Origin of the sequence: Sphingomonas sp. (genome assembly GCF_031361285.1) — a bacterium.
Lineage (GTDB): Bacteria > Pseudomonadota > Alphaproteobacteria > Sphingomonadales > Sphingomonadaceae > Sphingomicrobium.
Genome location: NZ_JANMCO010000156.1, coordinates 1 through 26,274, shown reverse-complemented (window position 1 = coordinate 26,274; position 26,274 = coordinate 1). Strand labels below are relative to the sequence as shown.

Annotated in this window: 27 protein-coding genes and 1 pseudogene; 10 read left to right on the top strand and 18 right to left on the bottom strand. The window is 65.0% G+C overall.

Annotation, left to right across the window (positions count from 1 at the left end):
• Positions 1-80: 80 nt before the first annotated feature.
• From RMO25_RS12730 to RMO25_RS12710, 5 genes are read left to right on the top strand one after another with little or no spacing between them, the layout of a single operon-like run.
• Positions 81-857: a succinate dehydrogenase iron-sulfur subunit gene (locus RMO25_RS12730; RefSeq protein ID WP_309662973.1), complete on the top strand. Its 777-nt coding sequence runs from the start codon at positions 81-83 to the stop codon at positions 855-857.
• Complete coding sequence (locus RMO25_RS12725; RefSeq protein WP_309662972.1) at positions 857-1,315, top strand: PaaI family thioesterase; 459 nt, start codon at positions 857-859, stop codon at positions 1,313-1,315. Before RMO25_RS12730 ends, RMO25_RS12725 begins: the two co-directional genes overlap by 1 nt.
• Positions 1,312-2,421 carry a cell division protein ZapE gene (zapE, locus tag RMO25_RS12720; protein WP_309662971.1) on the top strand — a complete coding sequence of 370 codons (1,110 nt, stop codon included), beginning with the start codon at positions 1,312-1,314 and terminating at the stop codon, positions 2,419-2,421. Before RMO25_RS12725 ends, zapE begins: the two co-directional genes overlap by 4 nt.
• Before the next feature lie 25 nt (positions 2,422-2,446).
• Positions 2,447-3,886, top strand: coding sequence for a M20/M25/M40 family metallo-hydrolase (locus RMO25_RS12715; protein WP_309662970.1), 1,440 nt, complete (start codon positions 2,447-2,449; stop codon positions 3,884-3,886).
• A 60-nt stretch (positions 3,887-3,946) separates the two neighbouring features.
• Positions 3,947-5,380 carry a M20/M25/M40 family metallo-hydrolase gene (locus RMO25_RS12710; protein ID WP_309662969.1) on the top strand — a complete coding sequence of 478 codons (1,434 nt, stop codon included), beginning with the start codon at positions 3,947-3,949 and terminating at the stop codon, positions 5,378-5,380.
• Between the two features lies 1 nt (position 5,381).
• Here the strand turns inward: RMO25_RS12710 and RMO25_RS12705 are convergent, their stop codons facing one another.
• Together RMO25_RS12705 and glnE are read right to left on the bottom strand one after the other, a co-directional pair.
• Positions 5,382-5,846, bottom strand: coding sequence for a peroxiredoxin (locus tag RMO25_RS12705; protein ID WP_309662968.1), 465 nt, complete (start codon positions 5,844-5,846; stop codon positions 5,382-5,384).
• Positions 5,843-8,533, bottom strand: coding sequence for a bifunctional [glutamate--ammonia ligase]-adenylyl-L-tyrosine phosphorylase/[glutamate--ammonia-ligase] adenylyltransferase (gene glnE / locus RMO25_RS12700; RefSeq protein ID WP_309662967.1), 2,691 nt, complete (start codon positions 8,531-8,533; stop codon positions 5,843-5,845). Before glnE ends, RMO25_RS12705 begins: the two co-directional genes overlap by 4 nt.
• Between glnE and RMO25_RS12695 the strand changes: the two genes are divergently transcribed.
• A complete protein-coding gene (locus RMO25_RS12695) occupies positions 8,414-8,782 on the top strand; it encodes a hypothetical protein (protein ID WP_309662988.1) in 369 nt (122 codons plus the stop codon). The genes glnE and RMO25_RS12695 overlap by 120 nt on opposite strands.
• Positions 8,783-8,811: 29 nt before the next feature.
• Here the strand turns inward: RMO25_RS12695 and RMO25_RS12690 are convergent, their stop codons facing one another.
• The 3 genes from RMO25_RS12690 to RMO25_RS12680 form a co-directional block, all read right to left on the bottom strand.
• Positions 8,812-9,423, bottom strand: coding sequence for a sigma-70 family RNA polymerase sigma factor (locus tag RMO25_RS12690; RefSeq protein WP_309662966.1), 612 nt, complete (start codon positions 9,421-9,423; stop codon positions 8,812-8,814).
• A gap of 108 nt (positions 9,424-9,531) precedes the next feature.
• A complete protein-coding gene (locus RMO25_RS12685) occupies positions 9,532-9,669 on the bottom strand; it encodes a hypothetical protein (protein WP_309662965.1) in 138 nt (45 codons plus the stop codon).
• Positions 9,670-9,741: 72 nt separating this feature from the next.
• A complete protein-coding gene (locus RMO25_RS12680; RefSeq protein ID WP_309662964.1) occupies positions 9,742-10,542 on the bottom strand; it encodes a response regulator in 801 nt (266 codons plus the stop codon).
• A gap of 415 nt (positions 10,543-10,957) precedes the next feature.
• On the opposite strand from RMO25_RS12680, the gene RMO25_RS12675 reads away from it, so the two are divergent.
• Both RMO25_RS12675 and RMO25_RS12670 read left to right on the top strand, forming a co-directional pair.
• Entirely contained in the window at positions 10,958-11,074 is a 117-nt protein-coding gene (locus RMO25_RS12675; RefSeq protein ID WP_309662963.1) for a NepR family anti-sigma factor, read from the top strand.
• Positions 11,075-11,107: 33 nt separating this feature from the next.
• On the top strand, positions 11,108-12,646 hold the full coding sequence (locus RMO25_RS12670) for a sensor histidine kinase (protein ID WP_309662962.1): 1,539 nt from the start codon (positions 11,108-11,110) through the stop codon (positions 12,644-12,646).
• Positions 12,647-12,788: 142 nt separating this feature from the next.
• On the opposite strand, the gene tatC is transcribed toward RMO25_RS12670, so the two are convergent.
• The 5 genes from tatC to RMO25_RS12645 are packed head-to-tail and all read right to left on the bottom strand — an operon-like array spanning position 12,789 to position 15,636.
• Positions 12,789-13,625 carry a twin-arginine translocase subunit TatC gene (gene tatC / locus RMO25_RS12665; protein ID WP_309662987.1) on the bottom strand — a complete coding sequence of 279 codons (837 nt, stop codon included), beginning with the start codon at positions 13,623-13,625 and terminating at the stop codon, positions 12,789-12,791.
• Positions 13,625-14,002 (bottom strand): twin-arginine translocase subunit TatB, encoded by a 378-nt coding sequence (locus RMO25_RS12660; RefSeq protein WP_309662961.1) that lies wholly within the window; start codon positions 14,000-14,002, stop codon positions 13,625-13,627. The genes tatC and RMO25_RS12660 overlap by 1 nt, the downstream gene beginning before the upstream one ends.
• 12 nt (positions 14,003-14,014) lie before the next feature.
• The gene (locus RMO25_RS12655; RefSeq protein ID WP_309662960.1) at positions 14,015-14,284 is read right to left on the bottom strand and encodes a twin-arginine translocase TatA/TatE family subunit; all 270 of its coding nucleotides are present in this window, start codon (positions 14,282-14,284) and stop codon (positions 14,015-14,017) included.
• 33 nt (positions 14,285-14,317) lie between these two features.
• Positions 14,318-14,884, bottom strand: a complete 567-nt coding sequence (gene scpB / locus RMO25_RS12650) for an SMC-Scp complex subunit ScpB (RefSeq protein ID WP_309662959.1) — start codon at positions 14,882-14,884, stop codon at positions 14,318-14,320.
• The gene (locus RMO25_RS12645; RefSeq protein ID WP_309662958.1) at positions 14,884-15,636 is read right to left on the bottom strand and encodes a ScpA family protein; all 753 of its coding nucleotides are present in this window, start codon (positions 15,634-15,636) and stop codon (positions 14,884-14,886) included. Before RMO25_RS12645 ends, scpB begins: the two co-directional genes overlap by 1 nt.
• A 291-nt stretch (positions 15,637-15,927) precedes the next feature.
• Here RMO25_RS12645 and RMO25_RS12640 point away from each other — a divergent pair, with 291 nt between their 5' ends.
• On the top strand, positions 15,928-16,836 hold the full coding sequence (locus RMO25_RS12640) for a CPBP family intramembrane glutamic endopeptidase (protein WP_309662957.1): 909 nt from the start codon (positions 15,928-15,930) through the stop codon (positions 16,834-16,836).
• A 166-nt stretch (positions 16,837-17,002) separates the two neighbouring features.
• Here the strand turns inward: RMO25_RS12640 and nagZ are convergent, their stop codons facing one another.
• From nagZ to RMO25_RS12615, 5 genes are all read right to left on the bottom strand, one after another.
• The gene (gene nagZ / locus RMO25_RS12635) at positions 17,003-18,010 is read right to left on the bottom strand and encodes a beta-N-acetylhexosaminidase (RefSeq protein ID WP_309662956.1); all 1,008 of its coding nucleotides are present in this window, start codon (positions 18,008-18,010) and stop codon (positions 17,003-17,005) included.
• Positions 18,010-18,696 (bottom strand): SPOR domain-containing protein, encoded by a 687-nt coding sequence (locus tag RMO25_RS12630; RefSeq protein ID WP_309662955.1) that lies wholly within the window; start codon positions 18,694-18,696, stop codon positions 18,010-18,012. The genes nagZ and RMO25_RS12630 overlap by 1 nt, the downstream gene beginning before the upstream one ends.
• A gap of 8 nt (positions 18,697-18,704) precedes the next feature.
• On the bottom strand, positions 18,705-19,451 hold the full coding sequence (locus RMO25_RS12625; RefSeq protein ID WP_309662954.1) for a hypothetical protein: 747 nt from the start codon (positions 19,449-19,451) through the stop codon (positions 18,705-18,707).
• Entirely contained in the window at positions 19,451-21,181 is a 1,731-nt protein-coding gene (gene argS, locus RMO25_RS12620) for an arginine--tRNA ligase (protein WP_309662953.1), read from the bottom strand. Before argS ends, RMO25_RS12625 begins: the two co-directional genes overlap by 1 nt.
• Before the next feature lie 113 nt (positions 21,182-21,294).
• Positions 21,295-21,810: a nuclear transport factor 2 family protein gene (locus RMO25_RS12615; protein WP_309662952.1), complete on the bottom strand. Its 516-nt coding sequence runs from the start codon at positions 21,808-21,810 to the stop codon at positions 21,295-21,297.
• A gap of 159 nt (positions 21,811-21,969) precedes the next feature.
• Between RMO25_RS12615 and RMO25_RS12610 the strand changes: the two genes are divergently transcribed.
• On the top strand, positions 21,970-22,785 hold the full coding sequence (locus tag RMO25_RS12610; protein WP_309662951.1) for a tetratricopeptide repeat protein: 816 nt from the start codon (positions 21,970-21,972) through the stop codon (positions 22,783-22,785).
• Positions 22,786-23,130: 345 nt separating this feature from the next.
• On the opposite strand, the gene RMO25_RS12605 is transcribed toward RMO25_RS12610, so the two are convergent.
• From RMO25_RS12605 to RMO25_RS12595, 3 genes and pseudogenes are all read right to left on the bottom strand, one after another.
• Entirely contained in the window at positions 23,131-24,288 is a 1,158-nt protein-coding gene (locus RMO25_RS12605; protein WP_309662950.1) for a deoxyguanosinetriphosphate triphosphohydrolase, read from the bottom strand.
• A complete protein-coding gene (locus RMO25_RS12600; protein ID WP_309662949.1) occupies positions 24,285-25,655 on the bottom strand; it encodes a hypothetical protein in 1,371 nt (456 codons plus the stop codon). The genes RMO25_RS12605 and RMO25_RS12600 overlap by 4 nt, the downstream gene beginning before the upstream one ends.
• A gap of 108 nt (positions 25,656-25,763) precedes the next feature.
• A pseudogene (locus tag RMO25_RS12595) lies at positions 25,764-26,274 on the bottom strand (cell division protein FtsZ); the annotation flags it as partial.

Below are 26,274 nucleotides of genomic sequence, written 5' to 3'. Positions count from 1 at the left end.
GTGTGGCATCGTGCCGCGCGGCCCTTTTCTTTGCGTTGCCGCCCATGCTAGCGGCCTTGGCGACGCACAGGAGAGTGGCCTTGGCCGAGTTTCGACTGCCGAAGAACAGCCGCATCACCAAAGGGCGCGCGCATAAGCCCGAGGACGGCACCCGGCTCAAGGCGTTCAAAATCTATCGCTACGATCCCGACAGCGGCGCCAATCCCCGCTTCGACACTTACACCATCGACCTCGACAAGACCGGGCCGATGGTCCTCGACGCGCTCATCCGGATCAAGAATGAGATCGACCCGACGCTGACCTTCCGCCGCTCGTGCCGCGAGGGCATCTGCGGGTCGTGCTCGATGAACATGAACGGCCGCAACGGCCTCGCCTGCACGACCGCGATTGCCGACATCAAGGGCGAAGTGCAGATCACGCCGCTGCCGGCGATGGACGTGGTCAAGGACCTCGTTCCCGACCTGACCCACGCGTATGCCCAGTATGCCTCGATCCAGCCGTGGTTGAAGACCACCTCGCCCGCGCCATCGAAGGAGCGGCTGCAGTCGCCCGCGGATCGCGCCAAGCTCGACGGCCTCTACGAATGCATATTGTGCTTCTGCTGCACGACCAGCTGCCCGAGCTATTGGTGGAACCAGGACCGCTTCCTGGGGCCCGCCGTGCTGCTCCAGGCCTATCGTTTCCTCGCCGACAGCCGCGACGAGGCGTCCGGCGAGCGGCTCGACGGCCTTGAGGATCCGTTCAAACTCTATCGCTGCCACACGATCATGAACTGCGCCAACGCTTGTCCCAAGGGCCTCAACCCGGCCAAAGCGATCGCCGAGACCAAAAAACTCATCGCGGAACGCGTGGCCTAGTGGCCCTGCCCGCCGGAGTAAGCGAAGATCCCGACCATCCGGGCTGGTACAGCTGGGGCGACTTCCCGCGCGGCAGCTTCGCCGCCGCGACCGGCAAATTGCTGTTCAAGCCCGACGGTGAGGGCCGCGCCCGTTGCCGCATGTTTCCAACCGAGGGCATGCTCAACCACGGCGGCTCGATCCACGGCGGCGCGGTGATGAGCTTCATCGACATGGCGATGTTCGCCGGCGGGCGCTGCGCCGGCATGGACGAAGGCCATTATGTGACCCTCGAATGCTCGGTCCGGTTCATTGGCCGCGGCCGCGCCAGCATCCCGCTCGATGCCGAAGTCACTCTGGTCAAGCAGACCCCGGGCGGGCATGTCTTCTTCAATGGCATTTGCGATCAGGACGGCGAGCCGACCCACAGTTTCTCCGGCACCCTGAAGCGCATTCGTACTCCCAACCGCCCGGCATGACCGGCCCAGTTGGGGCAGCCTATGCCGCGCTGGTCGCGGCGGGTGAGCTCAAGACCGATCCCGCGCAAGCCCGCGCCGTCGTGGCGCTCGACCGCTTGGCGGAGACCCTGGCCAACGGGCGCGGCGGCTTGCTCAAACGGTTACTCGGAGGGCCAGACGAGCCACTGGCCGGCGTCTATTTGTGGGGCGGCGTCGGCCGCGGCAAGTCGATGCTGATGGACCTCGCCTTTGATCATATCGCCATCGAGCCCAAGCGCCGGGTGCATTTTTACGCGTTCATGCTCGAGACCCACCAGCGGCTGCGCGAAGCGCGGATGAGCGAAGAAGGTGACCCGATCGACGCCGTGGCCGATCGCATCGCCGCCGAAGCACGGCTGCTCGCGTTCGACGAGATGATCGTCAACAACCCGGCCGACGCGATGATCCTGTCGCGCTTGTTCGAAAAATTGCTCGAACGCGGGGTCAAGATCGTCACCACCTCCAACCGCCCGCCCGCCGACCTCTACCAGGACGGCCTCAACCGCGAGCTGTTCCTGCCGTTCATCGACCTGATCAGCGAGCGCATGACGGTCGTCGCGGTCGACGGACCAACCGATTACCGGCTCGACCGCCTGGCGGGCGTCGCGGTGTGGCACGTGCCCAACGGACCGGCCGCCACCGCGGCTTTGTCGCGGGCGTTCTTCCAGCTGACCGATTATCCGGTCGAGGACCGCGCCAAAGTGCCATCGGCCGAGCTTGAGGTTGGGGGCGGGCGGACGCTCCACGTCCCCAAAAGCCTCAAGGGAGTCGCGGTGTTCTCGTTCCAGCGGCTGTGCGGCGAAGCGCGCGGCGCCGCCGACTATCTCGCCATCGCCCACCGCTATCACACCGTGATCATCGTCGGCATTCCGGTGATGGGCCCGGACCGGCGCAACGAAGCGGCGCGGTTCGTCACCCTGATTGATGAGCTTTACGAGCATAAGGTGAAATTGCTCGCGGCGGCCGAGGCCGAACCCGAGGGATTATACCCCCAGGGCGACGGCCGCTTCGAGTTCGCCCGCACCGTCAGCCGCCTCGAAGAAATGCGCAGCGCCGAATATCTTGCCGAAGGGCATGGCGCGCCGTAGTTTTCACCCAGCTTCTACCCGGAGAATGACCATGCGACGATTTGCCCTGCTGCTCGCCTGCCTTTCCGCCTCGGCCATGGCGGCCCCTGATCCCCGTACGGTCCCGACCAAACTCGCCCCCGCGTGGCAAGCGAAGACGCGCGATTTGTTCAAACAGGCGATCGAGATTCCCTCGGTTCATAACCGCGGCGAAACGCCGCGCATGGCGAAACTGTTGGCCGATCAGTTCCGCGCCGCCGGCATTGCCGAAGCCGACATTCACGTCATGCCGTACGAGGCGCTACCGGGCGACAAAACGGTTGCTCTGATCATTCGCTGGCGCTCGCCGAAAGCAACCAAAAAGCCAATGCTGATTCTCGGCCACATGGACGTCGTCGAAGCCAAGCGCGCGGACTGGAAATACGACCCGTTCGGGTTCCGCGAGGAAGGCGGCTATTTCCTCGGTCGCGGCACCAGCGACATGAAGAACGGCGACGTCGCAACGACCATGGCCGCGGTCAAATTGATGTCGCAGGGGTTCAAGCCGAACCGCGACATCATCTTCTTCTATAGCGGCGATGAGGAAACGATGGGCCGCGGCGCGACGCTTGGGTCGACCCAATGGCGCAATTTGACCGACGCCGAGTTCGGCCTCAACGCCGATGGCGGCTGCGGGTCCTACGATCGCGATTTCCGGCCGCTCGGCTGCGGCATTTCGACGGCCGAAAAGACTTTCCAGACCTATTTCTTCACGACTCATAATCCCGGCGGACACAGCTCGCGTCCGCGCCCGGACAACGCGATTTACGACCTGGCCGACGCCTTGAAGGCGCTCCAGGCGCACCGCTTCACGCCGATGATGAACGACACCAGCCGCGGTTATTTCGGCGAACGCGCCAGGCAGGAGGGGAATAGTGCGTTGGGCCAGGCGATGCGGCGCTGGCTCGCCGATCCCAATGACGGCGCCGCGGCCGACGCGATCGAAGCCAATCCGCTCGAGGTGGGGCTGACGCGGACGCGCTGTGTGGCGACGATGCTCCAGGCGGGCCATGCCGACAATGCGCTGCCGCAAACCGCGCAGGCGACGGTCAATTGCCGGATCATGCCCTCGGTCGAACCCAAGGCGGTCCAGGTCGAGCTGCAGCAACTCGCCGGACCCAAGGTCACGGTTACGCCCGACCCCAATTACATTGGCCAGCCGACCCCGCCATCGCCGCTGCGGCCCGATGTATTGAAGGCCGTCACACGCGCGATCCAGGCCATCCACGGCCCGCAAATGCACGTGACGCCGATCATGTCGACCGGCGCCAGCGACGGCAGTTTCTTCCGCGCCCAGGGAATTCCGGTTTACGACGTCGATGGCAGTTGGGGCATTTCACCCGACGACGAGCGCGCCCACGGCCTCGACGAGCGCCTGCCAGTCCGCGCGATGTACGACGATGTCGTACATTGGGAAATGATCCTGAGCGACCTCGCGGGGAAATAGACGGGCACTTGACCGCCGCTTGGCAAAGGCTAGCGTCGCCAAATTCTTGGGAGGAAATCCATGCGCAAAATCGCCGCCATCCTGCTTGCCTGCCTGCCCGCCGCCGCGCTTGCCGCACCGGCCAAGCCGGCGCTGACGCCGGCCCAACGCGCCGCGACGCACGCCATGTTCGAGCATGTGATCAACACGCCGACGGTGATCGGCCGCCACAATGTCCCGGGCATGGCGCAGTTTGTCGCCGACCAGTTCACGGCGGCGGGCTTTCCCGCCGCCGACGTCCACGTCATGCCCTATCATACCGGCAGCGCGACCACCGGCGAGGATGATACCGCCGCGCTGATCGTCCGCTGGCGCGCCGCGGGAACGCCCAAGTCGCGCCCGATCATGCTCATGGGCCACATGGACGTGGTCGAGGCCAAGCGCGAGGATTCGACCACCGATCCGTTCGTGCTGACCGAAAAGGACGGCTATTATTATGGTCGCGGCACGATCGACATGAAGGACGGTATCGTCGGCATTACCCAGGCGATGATCAATCTGAAGGCGGCCGGCTTCAAGCCCAAGCGCGACATCGTCGTGCTGTTCACCGGCGATGAAGAGACCAACGGCATCGGCGCCAACAACGGCGCGAGCCAGTGGCTGCCGCTGCTCGGGCACCCTGAATATGGACTCAATGCGGACGGCGGCGGCGGCGGGTTCAACCCCGATGGGACCAACGCCGGCTTCACCATGCAGACCGCCGAGAAAACCTTCGCCGGCTACACGTTGACGGTCCGCAACCGCGGCGGCCATTCGTCCAAGCCGCGCAAGGACAATGCGATCTTCAGCCTGGCCCACGCGCTCGACCGGATCGAGGCCTATCGCTTCACGCCGATGCAGAGCGAGACGACGCGGGCCTATTTCTCGGCCCGCGAAAAGATGGAGAAGGGGCCGCTGGGCGATGCGATGCGCGCGTGGCTCGCCAAACCCGATGACGGCGCGGCCGCCGACGCCGTCGAAGCCAGCGAAAGCGAGGTCGGCCTCACCCGCACCCGCTGCGTCCCGACCCGGCTGTTCGCCGGCCATGCCGACAATGCCCTGCCCCAGCTCGCCACGGCAATGATCAACTGCCGGATCTTCCCCGGGACCGACCCCAACGCGATCCAGGCCGAGCTCACTCGGGTCGTCGCCGATCCCGAAGTCGTCGTCAGCCGCAACGACAATTATGTTTCGTCGATCAGCTCGCCGCTGCGGCCGGACGTCACCGGCGCCTACACCCGCGCGGTGCAGACGCTTCACCCTGGCATGGCGGTGTTCCCCGAAATGTCGACCGGAGCGAGCGACGCGCGCCCGTTCCGGGTCGCCGGGATCCCGGTCTATGGCACCAATGGCGGCTGGGTCGTCGTCCCGATCGATTTCCGCGCCCACGGCAAGGACGAGCGGCTGCCGGTCGAATCGCTCTACGACAATGTCGTCCACTGGCAGCTAATGCTGACCGACCTCGCCGGGAAATAGATCAGGCCGACGCTAGGTCTTTCGCGGCTGCCAGAACCTCGGCCGCGTGGCCGGGGACTTTGACCTTGCGCCATTCGCGCAAGATCCTTCCGTCGGCGCCGATCAAATAGGTCGCGCGCTCCATCCCCATATATTTGCGGCCGTACATCGATTTTTCGACCCAGGTGCCGAACGCGTCGGAGATGCGACCGTCTTCGTCGGCGACGAGCGGCACGGCGAGATCATATTTGGCGATGAACTTGTCGTGCTTGGTCATCGGGTCGCGCGAGACACCGATGACCCGCACGCCAGCCGATTTGAACGCGCCGGCCAAAGCGGTGAAATCCTGCGCCTCGCGGGTGCAACCCGACGTATCATCCTTGGGGTAGAAATAGAGCACGACCCGCTGGCCCGGCGCGGCGAGATTGGTTTCGACGCCATCGCTGGCGGTTAAAAGAAGTGCCGGCGCATGATGAGATTGGGTCATTCCGATGGTCCTTTGATGGCCTGCCATAGCGCGGCGATGCTTTGCCGGGCGGCGGCATGTTCGGCAAGTAGATGCTTGGTATCCGGCGCTCCGCACACTGCGGCAACCAACTCCCAAGTCTCTGGAATCGGGTCACTTCCTTCGGGCGAAACCAGCCGCATCATGACCAGCATTCGCGTTAGCAAACGTTGTGCTTCGATAATGTTTGTATCAAGCAATTCAGCTTCGGCGAGCTGCTGCACGGCGGCGTCGAGCCCCGGATCAAGGCCAATGTGGCGTGTCAGCTGCAGCACATGGACGGCGAATTCGAGATCGACCAGCCCGCCCGGACCGAGCTTGACGTCATAGGCGCCGGCGAGCACTTTATGGCGCGCGATCTCGACGCGCATGGTGGCGGCATCGGCCGCGACCTTCGCGGCGTCGCGGGGCTGATTGAGGATTTCCGCGACCAGGCCGGACGCTTGCGCGCGCGCCGCATCCGAGCCGAACACCGGCCGCGCGCGGCACAGCGCCATATGCTCCCAGGTCCACGCCTCCTGGCGCTGGTAAGCAGCGAACGCATCGAGCGACACCACCAACATGCCCTTGGCGCCTTCCGGACGCAGGCGCGTGTCGACATCGTACAACGGCCCGGCAGCGGTCGAAACACTGAGCGCCGCCGTCACCCGGCTGGCCAGCCGGTTGAAGTAATTGGCCGGGCCCAGCGGCTTGTCCCCGTCGGAAACCAAATCTGGCGCGCCAGTATGCAGGTAAATGAGGTCGAGGTCGGACGCATGGGTCAGCGCGCAGCCACCGAGCCGGCCGAGGCCGAGGATCACCAGCTCGCCGCCTGGAATCCTGCCATGCACGCTCTCGAATTCGCGCACCGCGGCGTCGGCGAGCGCCAGCAGCGCGCCTTCGGCGACCCGCGCATAGCCGGCGGCAACGGCCAACGGATCGCTGCGCAAGTCGATGAGCTGCACGCCGAGCGCGAAACGACGCTCATTGACCAGCCGGCGGACCCGGTCGAGCGCGACGTCATAGGGCTGCCCGCGCATGGCGTCGGTCAGGCTGGCGGCAAATTCCTCCACTGAAGGCGGCGGATCGAAGCTCGAGGCGTCAAACAGGCCTTCGAGCAGCTCGGGCCGCCGCGCCAGCTGGTCGGACAAGGCCGGGGCATAAGCGAGGATCTTGGCCAGCAGCAGGCCCAATTTGGGCCGCGCTTCCAGCAGCCGGTAGAGATTGATCCCGCTCGACAGCCGCTCGACGATATCGGTGAAGCGATTGAGCGCATGTTCCGGGTCGGGCCCGGCGGCAATTGCGGCGAGCAGGCCCGGCAGCATCGCTTCAAACGCGGTCTGCGCCGCCGGCGAGCGCAACGATCGCGCCCGCCCCGATCGCAAGCCGCCGATGCGCAGCGCCGCCATGGCCGGATCATTGAAACCGATCGTGCGCAGTTCACCCAGCAAAATGTCGGGATCACTCGACAGCCGCCCGCTGGATTTCGGCGCCAATCCGTCAAACAGGGTTCCGGCGCGCTCGACATGGGGCGTCAGCAAATTCAGCAATTCGGCGCCATCGTCGAGCCCATGGAGCCGCGCCAGCCGATCCAACGCCTCGCTGTCGGCGGGCACCGTGTGGGTCTGCGCATCCTCGATCATCTGCGCCCGGTGCTCAATCGTCCGCAGCAACCGGTAGCCGTCGGCCAGTGCCGCCGCGTCCTTCGGATCGAGGCGACCGGCCTTGGTCAGGGCCGCCAACCCATCCATGGTCGCCGGCGCGCGCACCGAGGGATCGCGGCCGCCGTGGATCATTTGCTGGATCTGGGTGAAGAACTCGATCTCGCGGATGCCGCCACGGCCGCGCTTGAGATCGTAACCGGGACCCAGGCGCCCGCCCTGGGCAAAATGATCGCGAATCCGCGCCGAAATCTGCCGAATGTCGTCGATGACCCCGAAATCCAGCGAGCGGCGCCAGACAAACGGCTCGATCGATTGCAAGAAATGCCGGCCAAGCGCCAGGTCGCCGGCCGCGGCGCGGGCGCGGATGAACGCCGCCCGCTCCCACGGCAAAGCGGAGGATTCGTAATGCGAAATCGCCGCGTTCACCGGCAGCGCGATCGGCGTCACTTCCGGCGACGGCCGCAAGCGCAGGTCAACCCGCGCGACATAGCCATCGGCGGTGCGCTTCTGGAGGATTTCGATCATTCGCCGGGCGACGCGTACCGCCGCCTCGCCAGCGTCGTCGCGTTCCCGTCGGGCCAGCTTGGCAGGATCGAACAGCAGCAACAGGTCGACGTCCGAGGAATAATTAAGCTCGCTGCTGCCGAGCTTACCCAGCGCGATGACCGCGAAGCCCTCGGGACGGGCGCCGACGACCCGCTCGCCAACCGCTGCGGCCAAGGCGCGCTCGATCGCTTGGTCGGCGAACTCGGAGAGGCATTGGGTGACGTCTTCAAGAGCAAGTTCGCCCGACAGGTCGCCAAGCGCGACCGCCAAGGCGAGCCCCAGGCGGGCCCGGCGAAGCTCGACCTCGACCGGTTTGCCACCCGGTTCCAGCGCCGCCGCAATGGCCGCGCGACTGCCCTTTTGCATAAAAATCTCGGCAAGGTCGGGGCGGGCGTCCAGGGATTCGCGCAAGAACGGCGAAAAGGCGCGGGCTCGCGCCGCCGCATTCTGCCGTTTATCGGTCCCTTTCGCGATCGCCATCAGCCCTTTTGGCACGTTCGGGAGCCGAAACGGACGCAACTTCCCAAGCCCGCCATCGTTCTCTCTTTAGTGAACATAGAAACTGAACAGAAAAAAGCGCCGGAATGCCCCATGGATCGTAGAATCATTCGTGTCGACTTTCCGCTCGCTCATGCCGGCATCACTGCCGCTCTTCGCCGCGCGTTCGAGGCGGCGGCGGCGGAACCGTGCGACCGCGATTTCGCCGAGCTCCTGAGGCAGCTGAACTAACCACCGGCAACACTCGGTCACCCGCGAGCCTAACGGTCGCGGCTGAGTTCCTCGACCTGTCCCATGATCGTTTGCAGCGCCGATTTGTTGGGGTCCGACGGATGCTGACGGCGCGAGGGCATTTTGTTGCTCGACAATAAGCTCTCCAGCGCGACCCGGCCGCGGGCTACGCGGCTTTTGATCGTGCCGACCGCACAGCCGCAGATTTCCGCCGCTTCTTCATAAGCAAAGCCACCGGCACCGACCAGGATCAACGCCTCGCGTTGCGGTTGCGGCAGATGCATCAGCGCGCGCTGCATATCGCCCAGTTCGATATGCTTGTCCTGGCTGGCTGGAGCAGCGAGGATTTTCGACGCGGTGAGCTCATCCCATTCGCCCTTGAAGCGGGCGCGGCGCATCTGGCTGAGGAACAGATTGCGCAGGATGATGAAGGTCCAGGCGCGCATATTGGTCCCGGCCTGGAAGCGCAGCCGGGCGGCCCACGCCTTGAGGAGGGTTTCCTGGACCAAATCGTCGGCGAGATCGCGGCTGCCCGAAATCGAGCGGCCAAATGCCCGCAGATGGGGGATCACCGCCCCGAGTTCTTCCTTGAAATCGGCATCGGACAGCGGAATGGTTTCGACCGGGACGTCCGAATCCATTACATCTTGAGGTTCGTCGACCACTAAATCCCCGCCCATTGAATGCGCGCCGGTGCGCTGCTGTTGTCAAACCCTAACATCAATCGACATTGCCGCAGAATGTATGGCTCATCCGGCGACGAACAAGATGATCGCGAACAGGACAATCACCAGGCCGGTGCCGATGACAAGGACATAGCGCGTCATGTGCGGCGTTGAGCCAGCCCGCGCTTCAGTTGTCGTCAAATGCTCAGGATGCTCGGCCATTATGGTCTCGTCACGAATGGAACTTTCGCGGGCCAACGCGCCCGGCAAGCCCATGTTCCCTATGCCGGCGTCCTAGCTGGCTGGGACCGTCGCCGCGTCAAAGAACAGGGCCTGGGCAATCGCCGCCTTTACCGTCGAGCGTTGGAACGGTTTGGTGATGAGGAAGGTCGGCTCGGGCCGCGTGCCGGTCAGCAGCCGCTCGGGAAAGGCGGTGATGAAAATCACCGGGACCGAGAATTCGGCAAGGATGTCTTTGACCGCATCGATCCCGCTCGAATCATCGGCCAGCTGGATGTCGGCAAGGACCAGGCCCGGCGGGTGCGAACGCGCCTGCGCCACCGCTTCGTCGCGGGTGACAGCGACGCCGGTGACATTGTGCCCGAGGTCGCGGACGATGGTTTCGATATCCATCGCGATGATCGGTTCATCCTCGATGATCAGCACGTCGGCGAGCGTTTGCCGCTCGATTTCGCTCAACGCCTCGGCGACCAGCGAATCGACGTCCTTGGGAGTGGCGCCGATCAGATACGCGGTGTCTTCCGACGAAAAACCCTCAAGCGAGGTCAGCAACAGCGCCTGGCGCGACAACGGCGTGATCCGCGACAGGCGCGCATGGGCAATGCCCTCGCTGCCGGAGAAGCTGCGCGACGGTTCTTCGCCTTCCTCGATGTTGGCGGTCGACCAAATCGCATGGAAGGTGCGGTAAAGGCCGAGGCGAGCATCGACGTCGCGGGGAAATTCGTCCGGTTCGGCGACGATTGCTTCGAGCGCGGCGCGGACGAAGGCGTCGCCGTGAGCCTGGCTCCCGGTCAGCGCGCGCGCGTAACGGCGAAGGAAGGGCAGATGCGGGGCAAGTTCCTGGCCAAGCGACATAAGGGAAGGCTCTCCATGATCTTTATTCGGTTGGCCGCTCTTTGAGCGCGCGTCAGAATTGTTGCAACCCACCCAAGGATACCCCGTGGCCGTTGTGCACCGCTGCACGAAGAAGTGAACGGACGCCGGAACAAAGCATCGGCGAGTTGGTTTCCTTGGCGGCTAAGTAGAATCATCGGCACTGTGTATTGCCGCCGAGAAGGCTTGGGCCGGGCATTTTGCAGCTGATCGACCCAATGAATCGGCCCGTTGCGCGGATTGTCCAAGATTGTATGAGCGCGCTGGGACCCGCGCGAGGGGGGACGAGAGTTTGAGTGGCAGTCAAAGCGAGTCGCACGGGATCAAAAAAAATAAGCGCTCCAAGGCGACAGGCGCCAAGGACGGGTCGCGGGACATTGCTGGGCCGCGCGACAAGGTGGCGCGCAAGCATCGTTCGGCCGACCTCGGCCGAGCCCTCCGGTCAGTTTACGATGATACATTGCGCGAATCCGTCCCCGACGATTTTCTCGATCTCCTCGGCAAGCTCAGCTGATTCCCATTTAGCCAACCGCGTGGCGGCCACGACATGACCAGCACTGCCCAGCGCTTTGCGGCCTTGCCGACGGCGGCCAAATTACTGTTGATCCTCAGCGCCGTGCTGCTGCCGATCGGGCTGGCGCTGATCTGGGTCGCGAACAGCGGCATCCAGACGGCGGACACCGCGTCGCGCGGGCGCACCGACGATCAGGCGAGGGCCGCAGGTCGCGCCATCGAAAGCCTGATCGCGCGCAATGCCCTGGCCTTGCGGATCGCCGCCAATGGCGCGCTCGCCGCCGGCCCGACCGGCGCCTGCGAAAGGGCCCAGCGGTCGCTGGCGGTGGCCCCCGCGGTGGCGCAGCGGTTCGAGCTCGACAGTGCCGACGGCACGCCGTTGTGCGTCGTCGGCGAAGTTCCCGCGCCCAGCGAGCTCCCGCTCGTCGCGCCGGGCGCGATTCGGCTCCGGATCGCGCCGACGCTCGATGCGCTGATCCTGCGCGTCGGCGTCATCGGCGGCATGGCCACCGCCGCCATTCCCGCGGCCGAAATGCGCACCGCGGCGCTCGAGCTCAATAGCGACATCGAATCGCTGGTGATCCGCGACGGCACACGTCAGCTGCGGCTGATCGAAGGCGGGGCGACAACCGACGACGATCGCGGGCATTCCTATAGCCAATGGCCGCTGGGTAACGGACAGCTGGTCACCCGCATCGGCGCCAAGGTACCGCTGATTACCACTATGGACCGGCTGATGCTGCTGCTGCCCTTGCTGATGTGGGTGATGGCGGCGCTGATCAGCTGGCTGATCGTCACCCGACTGCTGATCCGCCCGTTGCGCCGGCTCGAGCGCGCCGTCATGAGCCTCCAGCCCGGCGAAAGCGCCATGCTGCCGGACAAGCTTGGCCCGGCGACCGAAATCCAGGAGCTGCGCGATGCCTTCGCCCGCGGGCTAGAGCGGATCGAACTGTCGGAGCGCGAGATGGCCGACGCCCTCGACGGTCAGCGACGGCTGGTGCGCGAAGTCCACCACCGGGTGAAGAACAACCTCCAGGTCGTCGCCTCCTTGCTCAACATCCACGGCCGGACCGCGGGAACCCCGGAAGCACGATCGGCCTATGACGCGATCGGCCGCCGGGTCGGGGCGCTGTCGATCGTCCACCGCAACCATTTCGCCGAGATGGAGGAGAATCGCGGGATTGCGCTGCGCCCGTTGCTGTCGGAGCTTGGCGCCGAATTGCGCGGCGGCGCGCCCGAAGCCGCCCGCGGCCTGGTCATCGATCTCGACCTCGAAACCATCCACACCACCCAGGACGTCGCCGTATCGGTCGCCTTCCTGGTCACCGAGATCATCGAATATGCGATGCTCAACCGCCCCGACGAACCGGTCGAAGTCTCGCTGCGCCGAACCAGCGAACTGACCGCGCGGCTCGAACTGAGCAGCCCGGTGCTGGTCCCGGATGACGCCGAAGCGCCCGACAAAAAGCAATTCGAGCGGGTGATCAGCGGCCTCGCCAAGCAATTACGCTCGACACTGGAGCGGAAACTCGGCCGCTACAGCGTGGATTTACCTGTTTTTCCAACGCCTTGAGCCGGGCAGAAATTTGTTTCAGGGCCGTTGAAAAAAAAGTTCCGGAACTCGGAACCGTCGCTGAAGGCGATACGTTTAAGTCTTCGGATAGCGACCTTTTGCCCCCCGCTCTCGCTATCCGCTTAAATGGGCCCGGAACCGCCTACCCTCCCCCCCCCGGTGGCGTTTCCGGGCCCTCACTTGTCTGGGCCCCCTGCACATCATTGGTTGAGTTAGCGTTTGGCGCCGATGCGCCAGCGCGGCGCGCCGCACGCCAATGGGTCAGGCGGATCGCCAGGATGGCGAATTCGTAAAGCCCGTAGAGCGGCACCAGCAGCAGCAGCATCGACACCACGTCGGGCGGCGTCAGCACCGCCGCGACCGCCGCCGAGCCGACCACCGCATAGCGGCGCGACTTGACCAATTGCTCGCGGGTGACGATCCCGGCCCGCTCGAGGATCATCAGCAGCACCGGGAGCAGGAAAGCGACGCCAAACCCGAACAGAAACCGCATCACGAACGACAGATAATTGCCAACGCCGGGCAGCGCCTCCTGCTGCACCCCGCCGATATTGCCCTGGTAGCTCAATAGGAAATGCAGCGCCCACGGCATCGCCAGGAAATAGGCAAAGCTCGCCCCGGCCGCGAAGAAGAAGGGGGTCATCAGCAGGAACGGCAGGAATGCCTTCTTTTCTTTGACATACATGCCCGGCGCGACAAACCGCCAGATCTGCGTCGCCAGCACCGGAAAGCTGATCATCAGCGCGGCGAAAAAGGCGACTTTCACCTCGACGAAAAACGCTTCGAAAATGTCGGTGTAAATGAGCTTGCCCTGCCCCGCCTTTAGCAGCGGCTGGACCAAAATCGCGAAGATTGGCCGGGCGAAATAGAGGCAGGTGAAAAACGCCACGGCCAGCGACGCGGCGCACCACAGCAAGCGACGGCGAAGCTCGATCAGATGGTCGAGCAGCGGCGCCTTGCGCTCGTCGATGTCGCGGATCACGGCAGCGGCCGCTGATCAAGCGGTGTCGGGTCGTCGTCGGGCGCGGCCGGTGCCTCGAGCGGTAGCGGCGGTTCGTTGTCCGAATAGCCCGATGGGTTGGGCAGCGCGGTCATCACGGGCTCGGGATAATCGCCGTCGGTGGGGTGGGCGGCGATGATCCGCTCATTTTCCTCGCGCCACTTGCGATCCATTTCCTCGAGCTCGGCTTCGCGGATGACATTTTCGACCCCGGCGGTGAAATGGCGCGCATAGCCGCGGATCTGGCCGACCCAGCGGCCGACCGTCATCATCGTGCGTGGCAATTCCTTGGGCCCGATGAACAGCAGCGCCAGGACCGCGACGACAATCAGTTCGGAAGAGTCGACGCCGAACATCGACGAAGCGGCTTAGTGCGCGCTGTCGTCGGTCGGCGGCGGCGGGGCAGACGTCGGATCGGCGGCGCGCGGCTGCGGCGTGACGTCGATCGGCGGCTGCTGTTGCGGCGGGATTTGCCGCTGTTCGGCCGCGTGCGGCTTGTCCTCGTCGGCCATGCCAGCCTTGAAGCTCTTCAAGCCCTTGGCGACGTCGCCCATCATCGATGAGAAGCGATTGCCGCCGAACAGCAGCAGGATGAACAGGCCGAGGATTAGGATATGCCAGAGGCTGAAACCGCCCATGTAAATACTCCGGACTTAAGGAACTGCCCCTTCTTAGTCCTCCTCGTCGCCGCTTTCCAGTTGCAGTTGCAAGCTGCCTTCGTCGAGGGGGTCGAGCAGGCCGGCGGCCTTCAAATCGTCGATCCCCGGCAAGTCACGGCGCGAGCCCAGCCCGAAATGCGACAGGAACTCCGCCGTGGTGGCGTAAAGCAACGGCCGTCCCGGCCCTTCGCGGCGGCCGGCGGCGCGGACCCAGCCGGCGTCCATCAGCACGTCGATCGTCCCCTTGGAGATTTGCACGCCGCGGATCGCCTCGATCTCGGCCCGGCTGACCGGCTCGTGGTAAGCGATGATCGCCAGCGTCTCGGTCGCCGCCCGCGACAATCGCCGCGGCTCCTCGCGGGTGCGGCGGAGCAGATGGGCGAGGTCGGGCGCGGTCTGGAAATGCCAGCGCCCGCCGCGCTCGACGAGTTCCAGGCCGCGACCGGCATAATGTTCGGCCAATTGCGCCAGCGCCGCGCCGACGTCGCCTTCGCCGGCATATTCGGCGATATCCTCGGGGCTGAGCGGGGTGGCCGAGGCGAACAGGGTGGCCTCCACGGCGCGGACAAATTCCTCCATCACGCGGTCCGCAGCAGGATTGGCGCGAAGGCGGCGTCCTGGGCGATGTCGACCCGCCCGCGCCGCCCGAGCTCAAGCGCGGCGACGAAGCTCGACGCCAGCGCCGAGCGGCGGAATTGCGGGTCCTGAGTCGGCGGCAGGAACGCTTCGAGCTCGGTCCAGTCGAGATGCACGCCGAGCATCCGCCCGACCCGCTCCAACGCTTCCTCCAACGTCATCACCGATCGCGGGTGGATGACATGCAGCGGCGGCGTCGCCCGCGCTTTGACCGTGCCATAGGCGGCGAACAGGTCGAACGGGCGGGCGTGCCAGGCCGACGAGCGGATCAGCCGCAAGCCTTCGGGCGCACCGCGAACGAAGACGTCGCGGCCGATGCGGTCACGGCCCAGCAGCCGCGCCCCGGCGTCGCGCATCGCGTCGAGCCGCTGGAGCCGCAATTGCAGCCGCAGCGCGATCTCCTCGGCGCTGGGATCGGCTTCCGGGTCCTTGGGCAGCAGCAGGCAGGATTTCAAATAGGCCAGCCACGCCGCCATGACGAGATAATCGGCGGCAATCTCGAGCTTGAGCGCCCGTGCCTCGGCAATGTACGTCAGATATTGTTCGACCAGTTCGAGGATCGAGATGGCGGCAAGGTCGACCTTCTGCGCCCGCGCCAGCGTAAGCAGCAGGTCAAGCGGCCCCTCCCACCCATCGATGTTGAGGGTCAGCTCGTCCTCAGGAGCCATCGCCAGGTCGAAAGTGTCGGATTCCATCGCCCCACCCTGTCATTGCGAGCGAAGCGAAGCAATCCAGCGGAGATCCGGGCAGCGCCGCAATTTGCATTCAAGCAATGTCCGCTTTCGACCCATTGCGGACACTAGCGTTTCGTCGATCCGGGATGCGACCGTCGCTATAGGCAATCCCAAAGCGGTCGATCGTAACGATCTCATAACGAAGCCGTTCATTTGAAAGACCGGGATCCCCGACTTGTCGGCCACGATTTCGGCACGGCCAGCGAAGAAGCTTTGACTATCCCAAGCAGTGTATTATAATACCAATACAGTATGCCGAACATGATTTACGAGCCAAGCCCGCATCGAGGGTGGTTGCCTTTGGTTTGGCTTGCCCCGGTCATATGCATCTTGCTGGTCGGTCTTTCGAGCGTTCCAATCGACTTTCTCATGGAGCATTGGGGCTTGGTCAATGCCAAGGGCGATCCGCTGACCGCGCTGGCCTTCTGCCTTTTCCTCCTGCTGCCGTTCGCGTTCATGGCCGCGGCAACTTACGCATGGTCCCGTTACGTCGAGCGTCGCGGACTGGAGACCCTGGGGCTTACCGGGTCCGGCCGGCTGCGAAAGTTCCTGGGCGGCTTAGGCATCGGCATTGCGATGATAGGTCTCGCGATTTTGGCAATCTGGCTGGCTGGCGGCTATCGGGCTGAGGCGAGTTTTCCGGCATTCGCCTCAGCTTCGTCTCTTTTCTGGATCGCGTTCCTTCTGCCCTGTTTCGCCTTCCAGTCGAGCGTCGAGGAATTCATCTTTCGCGGCTGGCTTCTCTCATCCGTCACTAGAAGATGGAACCTCGTCGCGGGGATTGTCGCGACCTCGCTTGCATTTACGTTTCTCCATTATTCCCCGCACCAACCCCTGCGGGTGACCTGCCTCTCATTCCTCTTCTCGGTCTTCGCTTGCGGCTGGGCGCGCCGCGCCAATAGCATTTGGGGGATCATGGGCTGGCATGCCGGATGGAACTGGTCTGCCGGCGTTGGATTCGGTGTACCTATTACGGGGCTGGATGTTCACCTTCCGGCCCTGCTTGAGAAACTCGTACCGATCGGGCCCGATTACCTAACAGGCGGATTCGATGGTCCGGAGGGCAGCGTCCTGACCCTGGCCATGTTGGTTATCGCCAGCCTCTCGGTGTTCGCTCTACCCGCGAACGAGCCGCCTGAGCTGGTCGCGCCAGGGGCGTAGGCCGCCTCCAGTTACCTCGCCTCGCGCAATGAGGCGCGTGGATTGCGGTGATTCCTGGATCCATCACTGTGCTGACGCAAACGCGGCAATCCGAATTGGATGCGCGGCGCAAAGTCAATTCAATTCACCGATCTGCCCAACGGCGGGGTTTCGCTCCCAATGACGTCTAGGCCAGCGCCAGCAGCGCGTCCCTTTTCGCCACCGCTTCGGCGAAGTCGGCGCCGTCGTCGGCGGTGAGGACGGTGGCCATCGCCCGTGCCAAACGCGCCTCACCGTCGGCGCTCATCGCCGGTACCGCGCCCGCGACCGCGACCATTTCTTCCAGCTTGCCCGAACAATGGAGCGCGACGTCGCAGCCTGCGGCCACAACCCCCGCGGCGCGCTCGCCAAAATCGCCCGACAGCGCTTCCATGCCGAGGTCGTCGCTCATCAGCCAGCCCTCGAAGCCGATGCGGCCGCGGATGATGTCGGCGATCACCGTCGGCGACAAGCTGGCGGGCCTTGTCGCGTCCCAGGCGGTGTAGACGACGTGCGCGGTCATCCCCATCGGCGCCGCGCGCAGCCGCTCGAACGGTTCGAGATCGATTTCCAGTTCCTCGGCACTGGCGGTGACCACCGGCAGCTCCAGGTGGCTGTCGGCCAGCGCGCGGCCGTGGCCGGGGATGTGCTTGATGACCCCGACCACGCCCGCCGACGCCATGCCGTCGAGCACGGCGCGGCCCAAAGCGGCGACCTGCATCGGTTCGGAGCCCAAGGCGCGGTCGCCGATGATGTCGTCAGCGCCCTCCTGCCGGACGTCGAGCAACGGCAGGCAATTGACGTTGATGCCGCACGATTTGAGGGTCAGCGCGATCGCCCGGGCGTTCGACCGCGCCGCCTCGATCGCCGACGATGGCGCCGCTTGATAGAGATTGGCGAACACCTCGGCCGGGGGGAAGGTTGGCCATGCCGGTGGCCGCATCCGCGCCACCCGGCCGCCTTCCTGGTCGATCAGGATCGGCAAATCGCCGCGCCCGGACAGCTCGCGCAAGCCGTCGGTCAGCCGCAGCAGCTGCGCCTGGTCGGCGCAATTGCGCTTGAATAATATGTAGCCGGCGGCGTCGGCCTCGCGGAAGAAGGCGCGTTCGTCGGACGCGATGTCCAGCCCCGCCAGCCCGTAAATCGCCGCCCGCATCAGTTAGCTACGAAGCAATTCTCGCCGGCCACCTTGAGCGCCTGGCAGGCTTGCTTGGCGTCGGCGGTCGACGCCGCCCCGGCGCGCAGGCGGAAGCCGCCGGCAAACGGCACCACCAGCTTGGTCATCGCCTTGACGTTGGGGAAGCGGGTCGACAGCGCGGTCCACGCGCGCTCGGCCTGGGCGGCATTCTTGTAAGCGCCGAGCTGGATGACGCTGCCGGCGGGACCGCTCGGTTCGGCGGCTGGCGCGGGCGTAGGTGTCGGCTGTTCGACCACCGGCACCTTGGTCTCGTTGGGCGGGAGTTTCTTGGGCTGTTCCGGCGGCGGCCGCGCCACCGCTTCCTCGGGCAGGGCGTTCAAATCGAGCTGGGCGTCGCTATCCTCGCCGGCGCTGGTCTGGAACGCGGTTTCGCTTTCGCCGGCGACATCGAGGCCGCCGGGATCGGTCGGCTTGACCTTGTACGGACCAGGCACGGCCTGGATCAGCTCGGGCGCGCCGAGCCCGGCCGGGTCCTGGCGGCCGAGGTAGAAGAAGGTCGCGGCGATGATCGCCACCGCGGCGCCGACGACGAGCAAGGCGGCGAGCATCTTGCGCGAGGAAAAACCGCGCGGCCCGTCTTCGTCGTCGACCGCTTCCAGCCACGGCAGCTCGCCATCGTCATAGCTCGACCGAAAATCCCCCATCGATCCCCCTAAGGCTTTGGCAAGCCGACGACGACGCAGCTTTGCGCGATGATGCGCATGCGCTGGCACAGCACTTCGGAATGCGCCTGCGACGTGGTCCCGAATTGCAGTCGGTAATAGATTTGGCCGTTGCGCAGCGACCGGACCGGCGCGACCACCGCTTTCAATCGCTTCATGCCGGGGTAATGGCGAACCAGTCTCCACCAGGCGAGCTTGGCCGAGCGCCGGCTGCTGAACGTGCCGATCCTAACGACGCGCCCATACGCCCCTTCCGACACCGCCGCCGGCCAAGCCTGGAGCGGTTTTGGCGCGACAACGGCGGGCGCGGCTTGCGCGGCTTGCGCTTCCTCAACACGATTCAGATTCTCTGCGGCTGGCGCATGCTGCGGCGGCAGTCTGCGGCGAACCACGAACCGCCGGGTTCTGTGCACCGGGGTTGCCTGTGAAATCCGCACCGGCGCCGGCTCGGCGACCGGCTGCACATCGGGCATCGGCGCCGGGCGGACCTGCGGCTCGACGATCCTTGGCTGCGGCAGCGTGACGGTGGCGGCCGGCGAAGTGCGGGTCGGGCGGGTGAAATCGTCGGCCTGCGATGCGGTGCGCATCCCCAGCCAATAAGACCCGCCGGCCAATATCATAGCGGCGAGCAGCGCCCACAGCAGTAGCGGAGTCTTGCCCGCCTGGCGGCGCGGCTTGCGTTCCTCGACCAGCCACGGCAGCCGGTCCGGGTCGTAGGCTAAGCCGCTATCGGCCATCAGCGCATTTCCTCCGCCGCCTCGACTCCCATGAGCGCGAGACCGCTGCGGATAACCTGCCCGATTCCGAGCGCCAATTCCAGCCGCGCCCGCGAAACATCTTTTTGATTTTCAATCAGGAAACGGCGAGCGGGGTCGTCATTGCCGCGGTTCCACAACGCATGGAACTGGGCGGCGAGCTCGTAGAGGAAGAAAGCGATGCGGTGCGGCTCATGGGCCAGGGCCGCGGCTTCGATCACCCGCGAATATTGCGCGGCTTGGCGGACCAGGCCCAGTTCCTCATCGTCGAGCAGCGACAAATCCGCCGTGGCCGCCAGATCGATGCCGGCATCCGCCGCCTTGCGCTGCAGCGACGACACCCGCGCGTGGGCATATTGGACGTAGAACACCGGATTGTCCTTCGACGCCTCGACCACCTTGGCGAAATCGAAATCGAGCGGCGCGTCGGCGCGGCGGCTGAGCATCATGAACCGCACGACATCCTTGCCGACCTCTTCGACGACCTCCGCCAGCGTGACGAAAGCGCCCGCCCGCTTGGACATTTTGACCGGCTCGCCGGCGCGGAACAGCCGCACCATCTGGACGATCTTCACATCCAGATCGACGCGGCCGTCGGTCAGCGCGTTGACCGCCGCCTGGACCCGTTTAACGGTGCCGGCATGGTCGGCGCCCCAGATGTTGACCAGATGGTCGGCGCTGTCGGCCTTCATCAGATGATAGGCCGCGTCGGAACCGAAATAGGTCCAGCTGCCGTCGGCTTTCTTGATCGGCCGGTCCTGATCGTCGCCGAACCGGGTCGAGCGGAACAGGGTCAGCTCAACCGGTTCCCATTCGTCGTGCGGATCGAGGCTCTTGGGCCGTTCGAGCTCGCCTTCATAGACCAGGCCCTTGGCGCGCATCGTCGCCTCGGCCCGCTCGACCGCGCCCGCCGCTTGCAATTCGGCCTCGGACGCGAACTTGTCGTGGTGGATGCCAAGCAAGGCGAGGTCGTGGCGGATCAGGTCGAGCATCGCCGCGATCGTCCGGGTGCGGAACAATGGCAGCCACTCGGCTTCGGGCGCAGTGGCGAATTTATCGCCATACTCGGCCGCGAGGACGGTTCCGACCGGGATCAAATAGTCGCCCGGGTACATGCCCTCAGGCATGGCGACGGTCTCGCCGAGCGCCTCGCGGTACCTGAGGTGCACCGAGCGGGCGAGCGTATCGACCTGCGCCCCGGCGTCGTTGACATAATATTCTTTGGTCACCCGGAAGCCCGCCGCTTCCAGCAGCCGCGCCAGGCTGTCGCCGACCACCGCGCCGCGGCCATGCCCCATGTGCAGCGGCCCGGTCGGGTTGGCCGAGACATATTCGACATTGACCCGCTCGCCCTTGCCGACGTCCGACATGCCGTAGGCGTCGCCCTGCGCGAGGATGGTCCGTAATTCGTCCCGCCAAGCGTCGGGGGTGAGTTTCAAATTGATGAACCCCGGCCCGGCGATCTCGACCGACGTTACCGCCGGCAGCGCCTGCAATTTGGGCGCGATCAGCCCGGCGAGCGCGCGCGGATTGGTCCCCGCCGCCTTGGCCAGCACCATCGCCGCATTGGTCGCGAGGTCGCCGTGGGAAGCATCGCGCGGCGGCTCGACCGCGACATGGCGCCGCTCCAGCCCCGCCGGCAGCGCGCCCTCGGCCTCAAGCTCGTCAAGCACCCCATCGAGGAGCGCGGCATATTGGGCGTAAAGCGACATTGTGAGCGCCCTAGCGCAGCCCGCCCCGCGCGTCACGGCTGCGGTGCTGGCGCGCTTATGGCCGCTGTCGACCCATTGCAGACGTTAGCGTGGCCTTCGGCGGCGCGGCGGCGCTACGGTTTTAAATCAAGCACTGCTTTGCCGGTGTTCAGATCCGCCGGCACGGAAATATGGTCGTGGATGTCACGCCACCGACCATTTATCTTCTTGAATACGGAAGTGTAGCGGACCCACATATCGACCGGTTGGCCACCCTTGAGTGTTCCGCTGATACGTTCGAGGCCGTAGGCGAGCGCGAGATTGCTGCCACTTTCCACATGACCATCCGTAAATTCGACATGTAGTGGTCCGTCAAACTGGCTGAAAATTTCCGAGTAGTCCTTCCGGTAGGCGTCTGCTCCCTTGTACTGCAGCGGCGGCACGATGTCGTATGCGGTAAGCGCGTCGCCGGTCGCATACATCGCCATCACGCCGTTAACGTCCTTCGCTTCGAAGGCTTTTTTCCAGTTAGCGAGGAGTGAGGTGACTTGCTGCTGCGCCTCGTCCGTTGAGCCCGTCTGTCGGTCTTGTTTGTCGCAGCCGGCAACCGATGCGCCCAACGCGCACAAGATCAGAATCTTCGCTCTCATTTGCCCCCCTTCGGTTGCGTTTGGTTCGACAACCGGTCCCTGCATACTACAGCAGCCAGCGAGTCGCGCGAACCTCGAATGTCCGCTTTCCATCCAAACCTGCCGCGACCGACTTCGACCCATTGCGGACTTTAAAGCAATCGGACAGCATTGCGCTGAATGTTTGATCAAATACCTGTCCGCCTTTGGCTGCTGCTTGCCATTGCTGCCGCCGCCTACATGCCGGCCCGATATGCATTCCGATACATCGCCGCGTCTCCATCTCGCCAAGACATTACCCAGCCTTCTGAGGATCTGACCTGGCGAACTTCGGCCCAGTTCACTCTCAACTCTGGCGCTTTATGTGCGCTCGTTGCCCTTGCAATATTCATCTTCACGCCGGCTGCCGAGCAGTTTGCACGGTCGCCGAATTTCATACCGATCTTGATGGTTGGCCTAGGGATGTGGGCTCTTGTCACAGTCCTGCAAGCCGTCGTGACGGGAAAGGTGCAGCCCTTCGCGAAGGGGTTTTCTTACACGTATGAACGTGAAGCGCAGCCGAAACGTTTTTGGGCCTCTTTGGCTTGGAACACACTCATCGGGGGCTTTTTCCTGTGGCTGGCTTACGACACGAATGACGATGCGACAAAGCAGCCGCTAAGAGATCAATGTTACGACGAGAACAATCTCTATCCGCCGCGAATAGAGATCGTCGCCTGCAGCAAGCTGATTGCCGGCCAGGATAGCTCAATCTCGGACTTGGTCCGCACTCGCGGATTCGCTTACTACCGTCTCGGAGATTATCGCCGGGCCAATTCCGATTACAATGAAACCATTAGGCTCGACCCGCGTGACTCCTCTGCGTATGTCTATCGGGGGCTGATTCATCTTGATCTGGGCGGATTTGATCAGGCTTTGGTCGACTTCACGCGGGCACATGAGCTTGATCCAAAAGACCCTTGGGCACTCGCGAACCGCGGTCTCGCGTTTGCGTAGAAAAAAGACGAGGCGCACGCCGAGAAGGATTTCCGAGCGGTTCGCGCAATCAATCCGTCAAATCCGGTTATGCTCCGAGGCGAAGCTATTCTCCGAATAAACGCTGGCGATACGCCGGGTGCGGTGAATAGCCTGTCTGCGTCATTGGTCAGCGATCCAAGCAACCTTTGGGCGCTTCGCAAGCGCGCCGAGCTGTACTGGGAGCTCGGTGAGCAAGAGAAATCTGCTGAAGATGACAAAAAGTGGCAGCAGCTTATGGAGAAGGCGCGGACTTCAAGGCACTAATGTGGAGGTGGCAGTCTAGCGTCCGCTTACGTCCCATTGCGAACAGTGGTTGAGTCTCAGTTAGAACCGATCCGGCAATTCGACCGGCCCGACCAGCTCCTCGTGCCGCGCAATCGCGAAGCGGTCGGTCATGCCGGCTATGAAGTCGCCGATGCTGCGCAGCTGGGCGATTTCGCCGTCGACTTGCCATGCGTCAGGCAGCAGCTTGCGATCGGCGCGATAGGCGGCGGCGAGGTTGGTCACGACGCGTTGCGCCTCCAGCCGCACCGGCACCAGCGCCGGCGAATTGTACAATCGGTCGTGGAGCAAAGTCTTGAGCGCCTGGTCCTCGGCGGCGAGCGCAGCCGAGAAACCGACCAGCGACCGCCCCGCGCGCCGTACCTCGTCGATGGTCGCCACCCCCGCGTCCTCGACCCGGCGCCGCGTTTCGGCCAGCACGTCATTGACCATCGTTCCGATCTGGTCGCGGACCAGCGCCCGCTGCCGCCGGTCGAGCGTAATGTCCGGGTGCCGATCGCCAATCGCCCGCCAGTGGCGCGCCACCAGCGGCACCGCGACCAGCTCATCGAGGTCGATGATCCCGGCCCGCAGGCCATCGTCGATGTCGTGATTGTCGTAGGCGATGTCGTCGGCGATTCCCGCGACCTGGGCTTCGAGGCTCGGCCAGCTGGCGAGCTCCAGATCGAAATCGGCATTGGCCTCGGCCATCGCCCAATTGGGCGCGGTCACCGGGCCATTATGCTTGGCCAGGCCCTCGAGCGCTTCCCAGCTTAAATTCAACCCGTCGAAGTCTGCGTAAGGCGTCTCGAGCCTGGTCACCAAGCGGATGCAGTGGGCGTTGTGATCGAACCCGCCGGCATCGGCCAGCGCCAGCGTCAGCGCATCCTCGCCGCCATGGCCGAACGGCGGATGGCCAAGGTCGTGGGCGAGGCACAATGCTTCGGTCAGATCCTCGTTGAGCCCGAGCGCGCGGGCGATGGTCCGGCCGATTTGCGCGACTTCGATGCTGTGGGTCAGGCGGACCCGGAAATGATCGCCGTCGGGGGCGACGAACACCTGGGTCTTGTGGCGCAGGCGCCGAAAGCCGACCGAGTGGATGATCCGGTCCCTATCCCTCTGGAAGATGTCGCGCGGGCCGCGGGGGCCGAAGTCCGGCTCCGCATGGGCCCGGCCGCGCGATCGCCCTGGGTGCGCGGCAAGGTCCGGAGCAAGGGTCATTCGGTCGATAGTTTCCTGATCGCCTGGCCGGCGGGGCTGGTCCAGCTAAACGCGTCGACGCGGACGCTTTCAAGGTCTTCGATGACAATATTCGCGTCCGTTGCGCTTTTGAACGGTCCAATCAGCAATCGCGAACGATCCGGCATTTCGGCGACATAGCCGCTTAGGCCTTGGAAAATATCACTATTGCGCTTTTTGAGACGGCGGAACTGATCGGGCAAGGCATCCGAATTCGATCCGCTGGCGAGCTGCACCCACAGCCGCGGCCTGGTTGGCGACGGCCCGGCCGCCGGCGGCAATTGCGCGCGCACCGGCGGCGGAATGCTGGCCATTTGGACCGGGCGCGGGGCCTCGGGCGAGCTGGGCTGTTTGAACAATTGGTCGATCGACGCCAGGCGATCGCCCGACATCGGCAGCGCGCCCCGGATTTTGGAGCCGGTTTGTGACCGGACGGTCTGCGCCAGCGACGGCGTCGACCGCGCCGCATAGTCCGACCGCGCGGGCACGGTCGAACCCGGACTTGGCCCCGGCCCTGCCCCGGGCTGCGGCACATAAGCATATCTGACGCCGGTATCGGGGAAAATGCCGAGATTGACCGCTGCCGCTTTCTGGTCCGACCGCAGCGACGGCAGTTTGGCGAGGAACGGCGCCATCTGCGCCGACGACCCCGGCATGGCCGCGTCGAGCGAGCGTCGCGCCCCGCTAATATCACCGGCCAAGGCCAGCACCAGCGCACGGCACCGCGCCGCCCCGGCATCGCCCCGCCCCATCAACGGGCCAAGCATGGCGATGGCCCCGGCCTTGTCGCCGGTAATCGCCAGGCTCAGCGCCAGCCGTCGCCGCGCTTCGTCGCCGTCGGTCCCGGCCAGCGCGGCGCGATAGTCGGCCTGCGCCTCGGCGTTGCGACCGAGCAAATCATAAGCGAGGCCGCGGTCGGTGCCGATCATCGCCGCGGTCGCGCCCAATTGCTGGGCACGGACGAAATAGGGCATCGCCCCGCTGGCGTCGCCGTCGGCGACCATCGCCGCGGCCATGCCGGCCTGCGGCAACGGGCTGGTCGGAAAGACTTCGTCGGCGCGGCCGAAGAATCCCACCGCGGCCTGGCTGTCGCCCAGCGCCAGCGCGGCCTTGCCAGCCCCGATCAGCGCCAGGAAATCCTTGGGCGACGCGGCCAGTACGCGGATGTAGCGGTCCATCGCCGCCGCCGGCGTTTCGCGCTGGATCCAGCCGACCGGTGACGGATAAGCCGACCCCGATTCACTGGCGGTTTCAGCCCGCACCGGCACCGACGCGGCGGCAAGGGCGATCCCGACCGCTGTCAGGATCAGCGCCGCAACGCGCACGCGGTGAGCTGTGGAAGGAGCCATGACCAACGTCATTGCGCAACGGAGCCTTGCGCAAAGGTTTATGGCTAGAGCAGTAACGACGAGCCGTGCAGCCCCGGCGACGGGACGGGCGCGCACGGGGTCAATTCCCTATTGGTTGTTCTGCCGATTGAGGAAGCGCGGGATATCGATCGGCTCGCGGCGATACTCGGGCGCCTCTTCGTCGTCGGCCTGGGCCTTGGCGGCGCCGCGGGCGATATTCGACATACGCTCGAACAAGGTGCCGCTTTCGCGCGCCGCCTTGGGCGGCTCGACGGTGTCGCCGGTCAAGTCTTCGGCCATATCCTGATCGGCAATCTCGGCGTCGGTCGGCGGCGCAATCGGCGCGCCGGACACCGGGCTGGTCAGGATGTCGTCCGAATCGAGCAGCAATTCGTCGCCGTCGTCATCGGCCATCAAATCGAGCGTCTCGTCGGCGGCGGCAGTCGTCGTGCCGTCAGGCGCCGGCGGCGTGGCGACGGTTGTGGTGGTGCGCGACGCGGGGAAAGTGAACACCTTGCCCGGCTGCGCCTGGACGACGGTTTCAGCCTCGATGCCGGTGGCGACTACCGATACGCGCAGCTTGCCGCCGAGATCATTGTTGAATGCCGAACCCCAGATG

Coding starts and splice junctions, on each gene's coding strand:
- glnE (WP_309662967.1), bottom strand. CDS start 8,533: ATGGCGATCGCGAAAGGGACCGATAAACGGCAGAATGCGGCGGCGCGA.
- RMO25_RS12660 (WP_309662961.1), bottom strand. CDS start 14,002: ATGTTCGGCGTCGACTCTTCCGAACTGATTGTCGTCGCGGTCCTGGCG.
- RMO25_RS12705 (WP_309662968.1), bottom strand. CDS start 5,846: ATGACCCAATCTCATCATGCGCCGGCACTTCTTTTAACCGCCAGCGAT.
- RMO25_RS12670 (WP_309662962.1), top strand. CDS start 11,108: ATGACCAGCACTGCCCAGCGCTTTGCGGCCTTGCCGACGGCGGCCAAA.
- RMO25_RS12710 (WP_309662969.1), top strand. CDS start 3,947: ATGCGCAAAATCGCCGCCATCCTGCTTGCCTGCCTGCCCGCCGCCGCG.
- RMO25_RS12640 (WP_309662957.1), top strand. CDS start 15,928: ATGCCGAACATGATTTACGAGCCAAGCCCGCATCGAGGGTGGTTGCCT.
- RMO25_RS12680 (WP_309662964.1), bottom strand. CDS start 10,542: ATGTCGCTTGGCCAGGAACTTGCCCCGCATCTGCCCTTCCTTCGCCGT.
- zapE (WP_309662971.1), top strand. CDS start 1,312: ATGACCGGCCCAGTTGGGGCAGCCTATGCCGCGCTGGTCGCGGCGGGT.
- RMO25_RS12610 (WP_309662951.1), top strand. CDS start 21,970: ATGTTTGATCAAATACCTGTCCGCCTTTGGCTGCTGCTTGCCATTGCT.
- RMO25_RS12715 (WP_309662970.1), top strand. CDS start 2,447: ATGACCATGCGACGATTTGCCCTGCTGCTCGCCTGCCTTTCCGCCTCG.
- RMO25_RS12615 (WP_309662952.1), bottom strand. CDS start 21,810: ATGAGAGCGAAGATTCTGATCTTGTGCGCGTTGGGCGCATCGGTTGCC.
- RMO25_RS12690 (WP_309662966.1), bottom strand. CDS start 9,423: ATGGATTCGGACGTCCCGGTCGAAACCATTCCGCTGTCCGATGCCGAT.
- RMO25_RS12605 (WP_309662950.1), bottom strand. CDS start 24,288: ATGACCCTTGCTCCGGACCTTGCCGCGCACCCAGGGCGATCGCGCGGC.
- RMO25_RS12685 (WP_309662965.1), bottom strand. CDS start 9,669: ATGGCCGAGCATCCTGAGCATTTGACGACAACTGAAGCGCGGGCTGGC.
- nagZ (WP_309662956.1), bottom strand. CDS start 18,010: ATGCGGGCGGCGATTTACGGGCTGGCGGGGCTGGACATCGCGTCCGAC.
- RMO25_RS12630 (WP_309662955.1), bottom strand. CDS start 18,696: ATGGGGGATTTTCGGTCGAGCTATGACGATGGCGAGCTGCCGTGGCTG.
- scpB (WP_309662959.1), bottom strand. CDS start 14,884: ATGGAGGAATTTGTCCGCGCCGTGGAGGCCACCCTGTTCGCCTCGGCC.
- RMO25_RS12600 (WP_309662949.1), bottom strand. CDS start 25,655: ATGGCTCCTTCCACAGCTCACCGCGTGCGCGTTGCGGCGCTGATCCTG.
- RMO25_RS12645 (WP_309662958.1), bottom strand. CDS start 15,636: ATGGAATCCGACACTTTCGACCTGGCGATGGCTCCTGAGGACGAGCTG.
- RMO25_RS12655 (WP_309662960.1), bottom strand. CDS start 14,284: ATGGGCGGTTTCAGCCTCTGGCATATCCTAATCCTCGGCCTGTTCATC.
- argS (WP_309662953.1), bottom strand. CDS start 21,181: ATGTCGCTTTACGCCCAATATGCCGCGCTCCTCGATGGGGTGCTTGAC.
- RMO25_RS12625 (WP_309662954.1), bottom strand. CDS start 19,451: ATGGCCGATAGCGGCTTAGCCTACGACCCGGACCGGCTGCCGTGGCTG.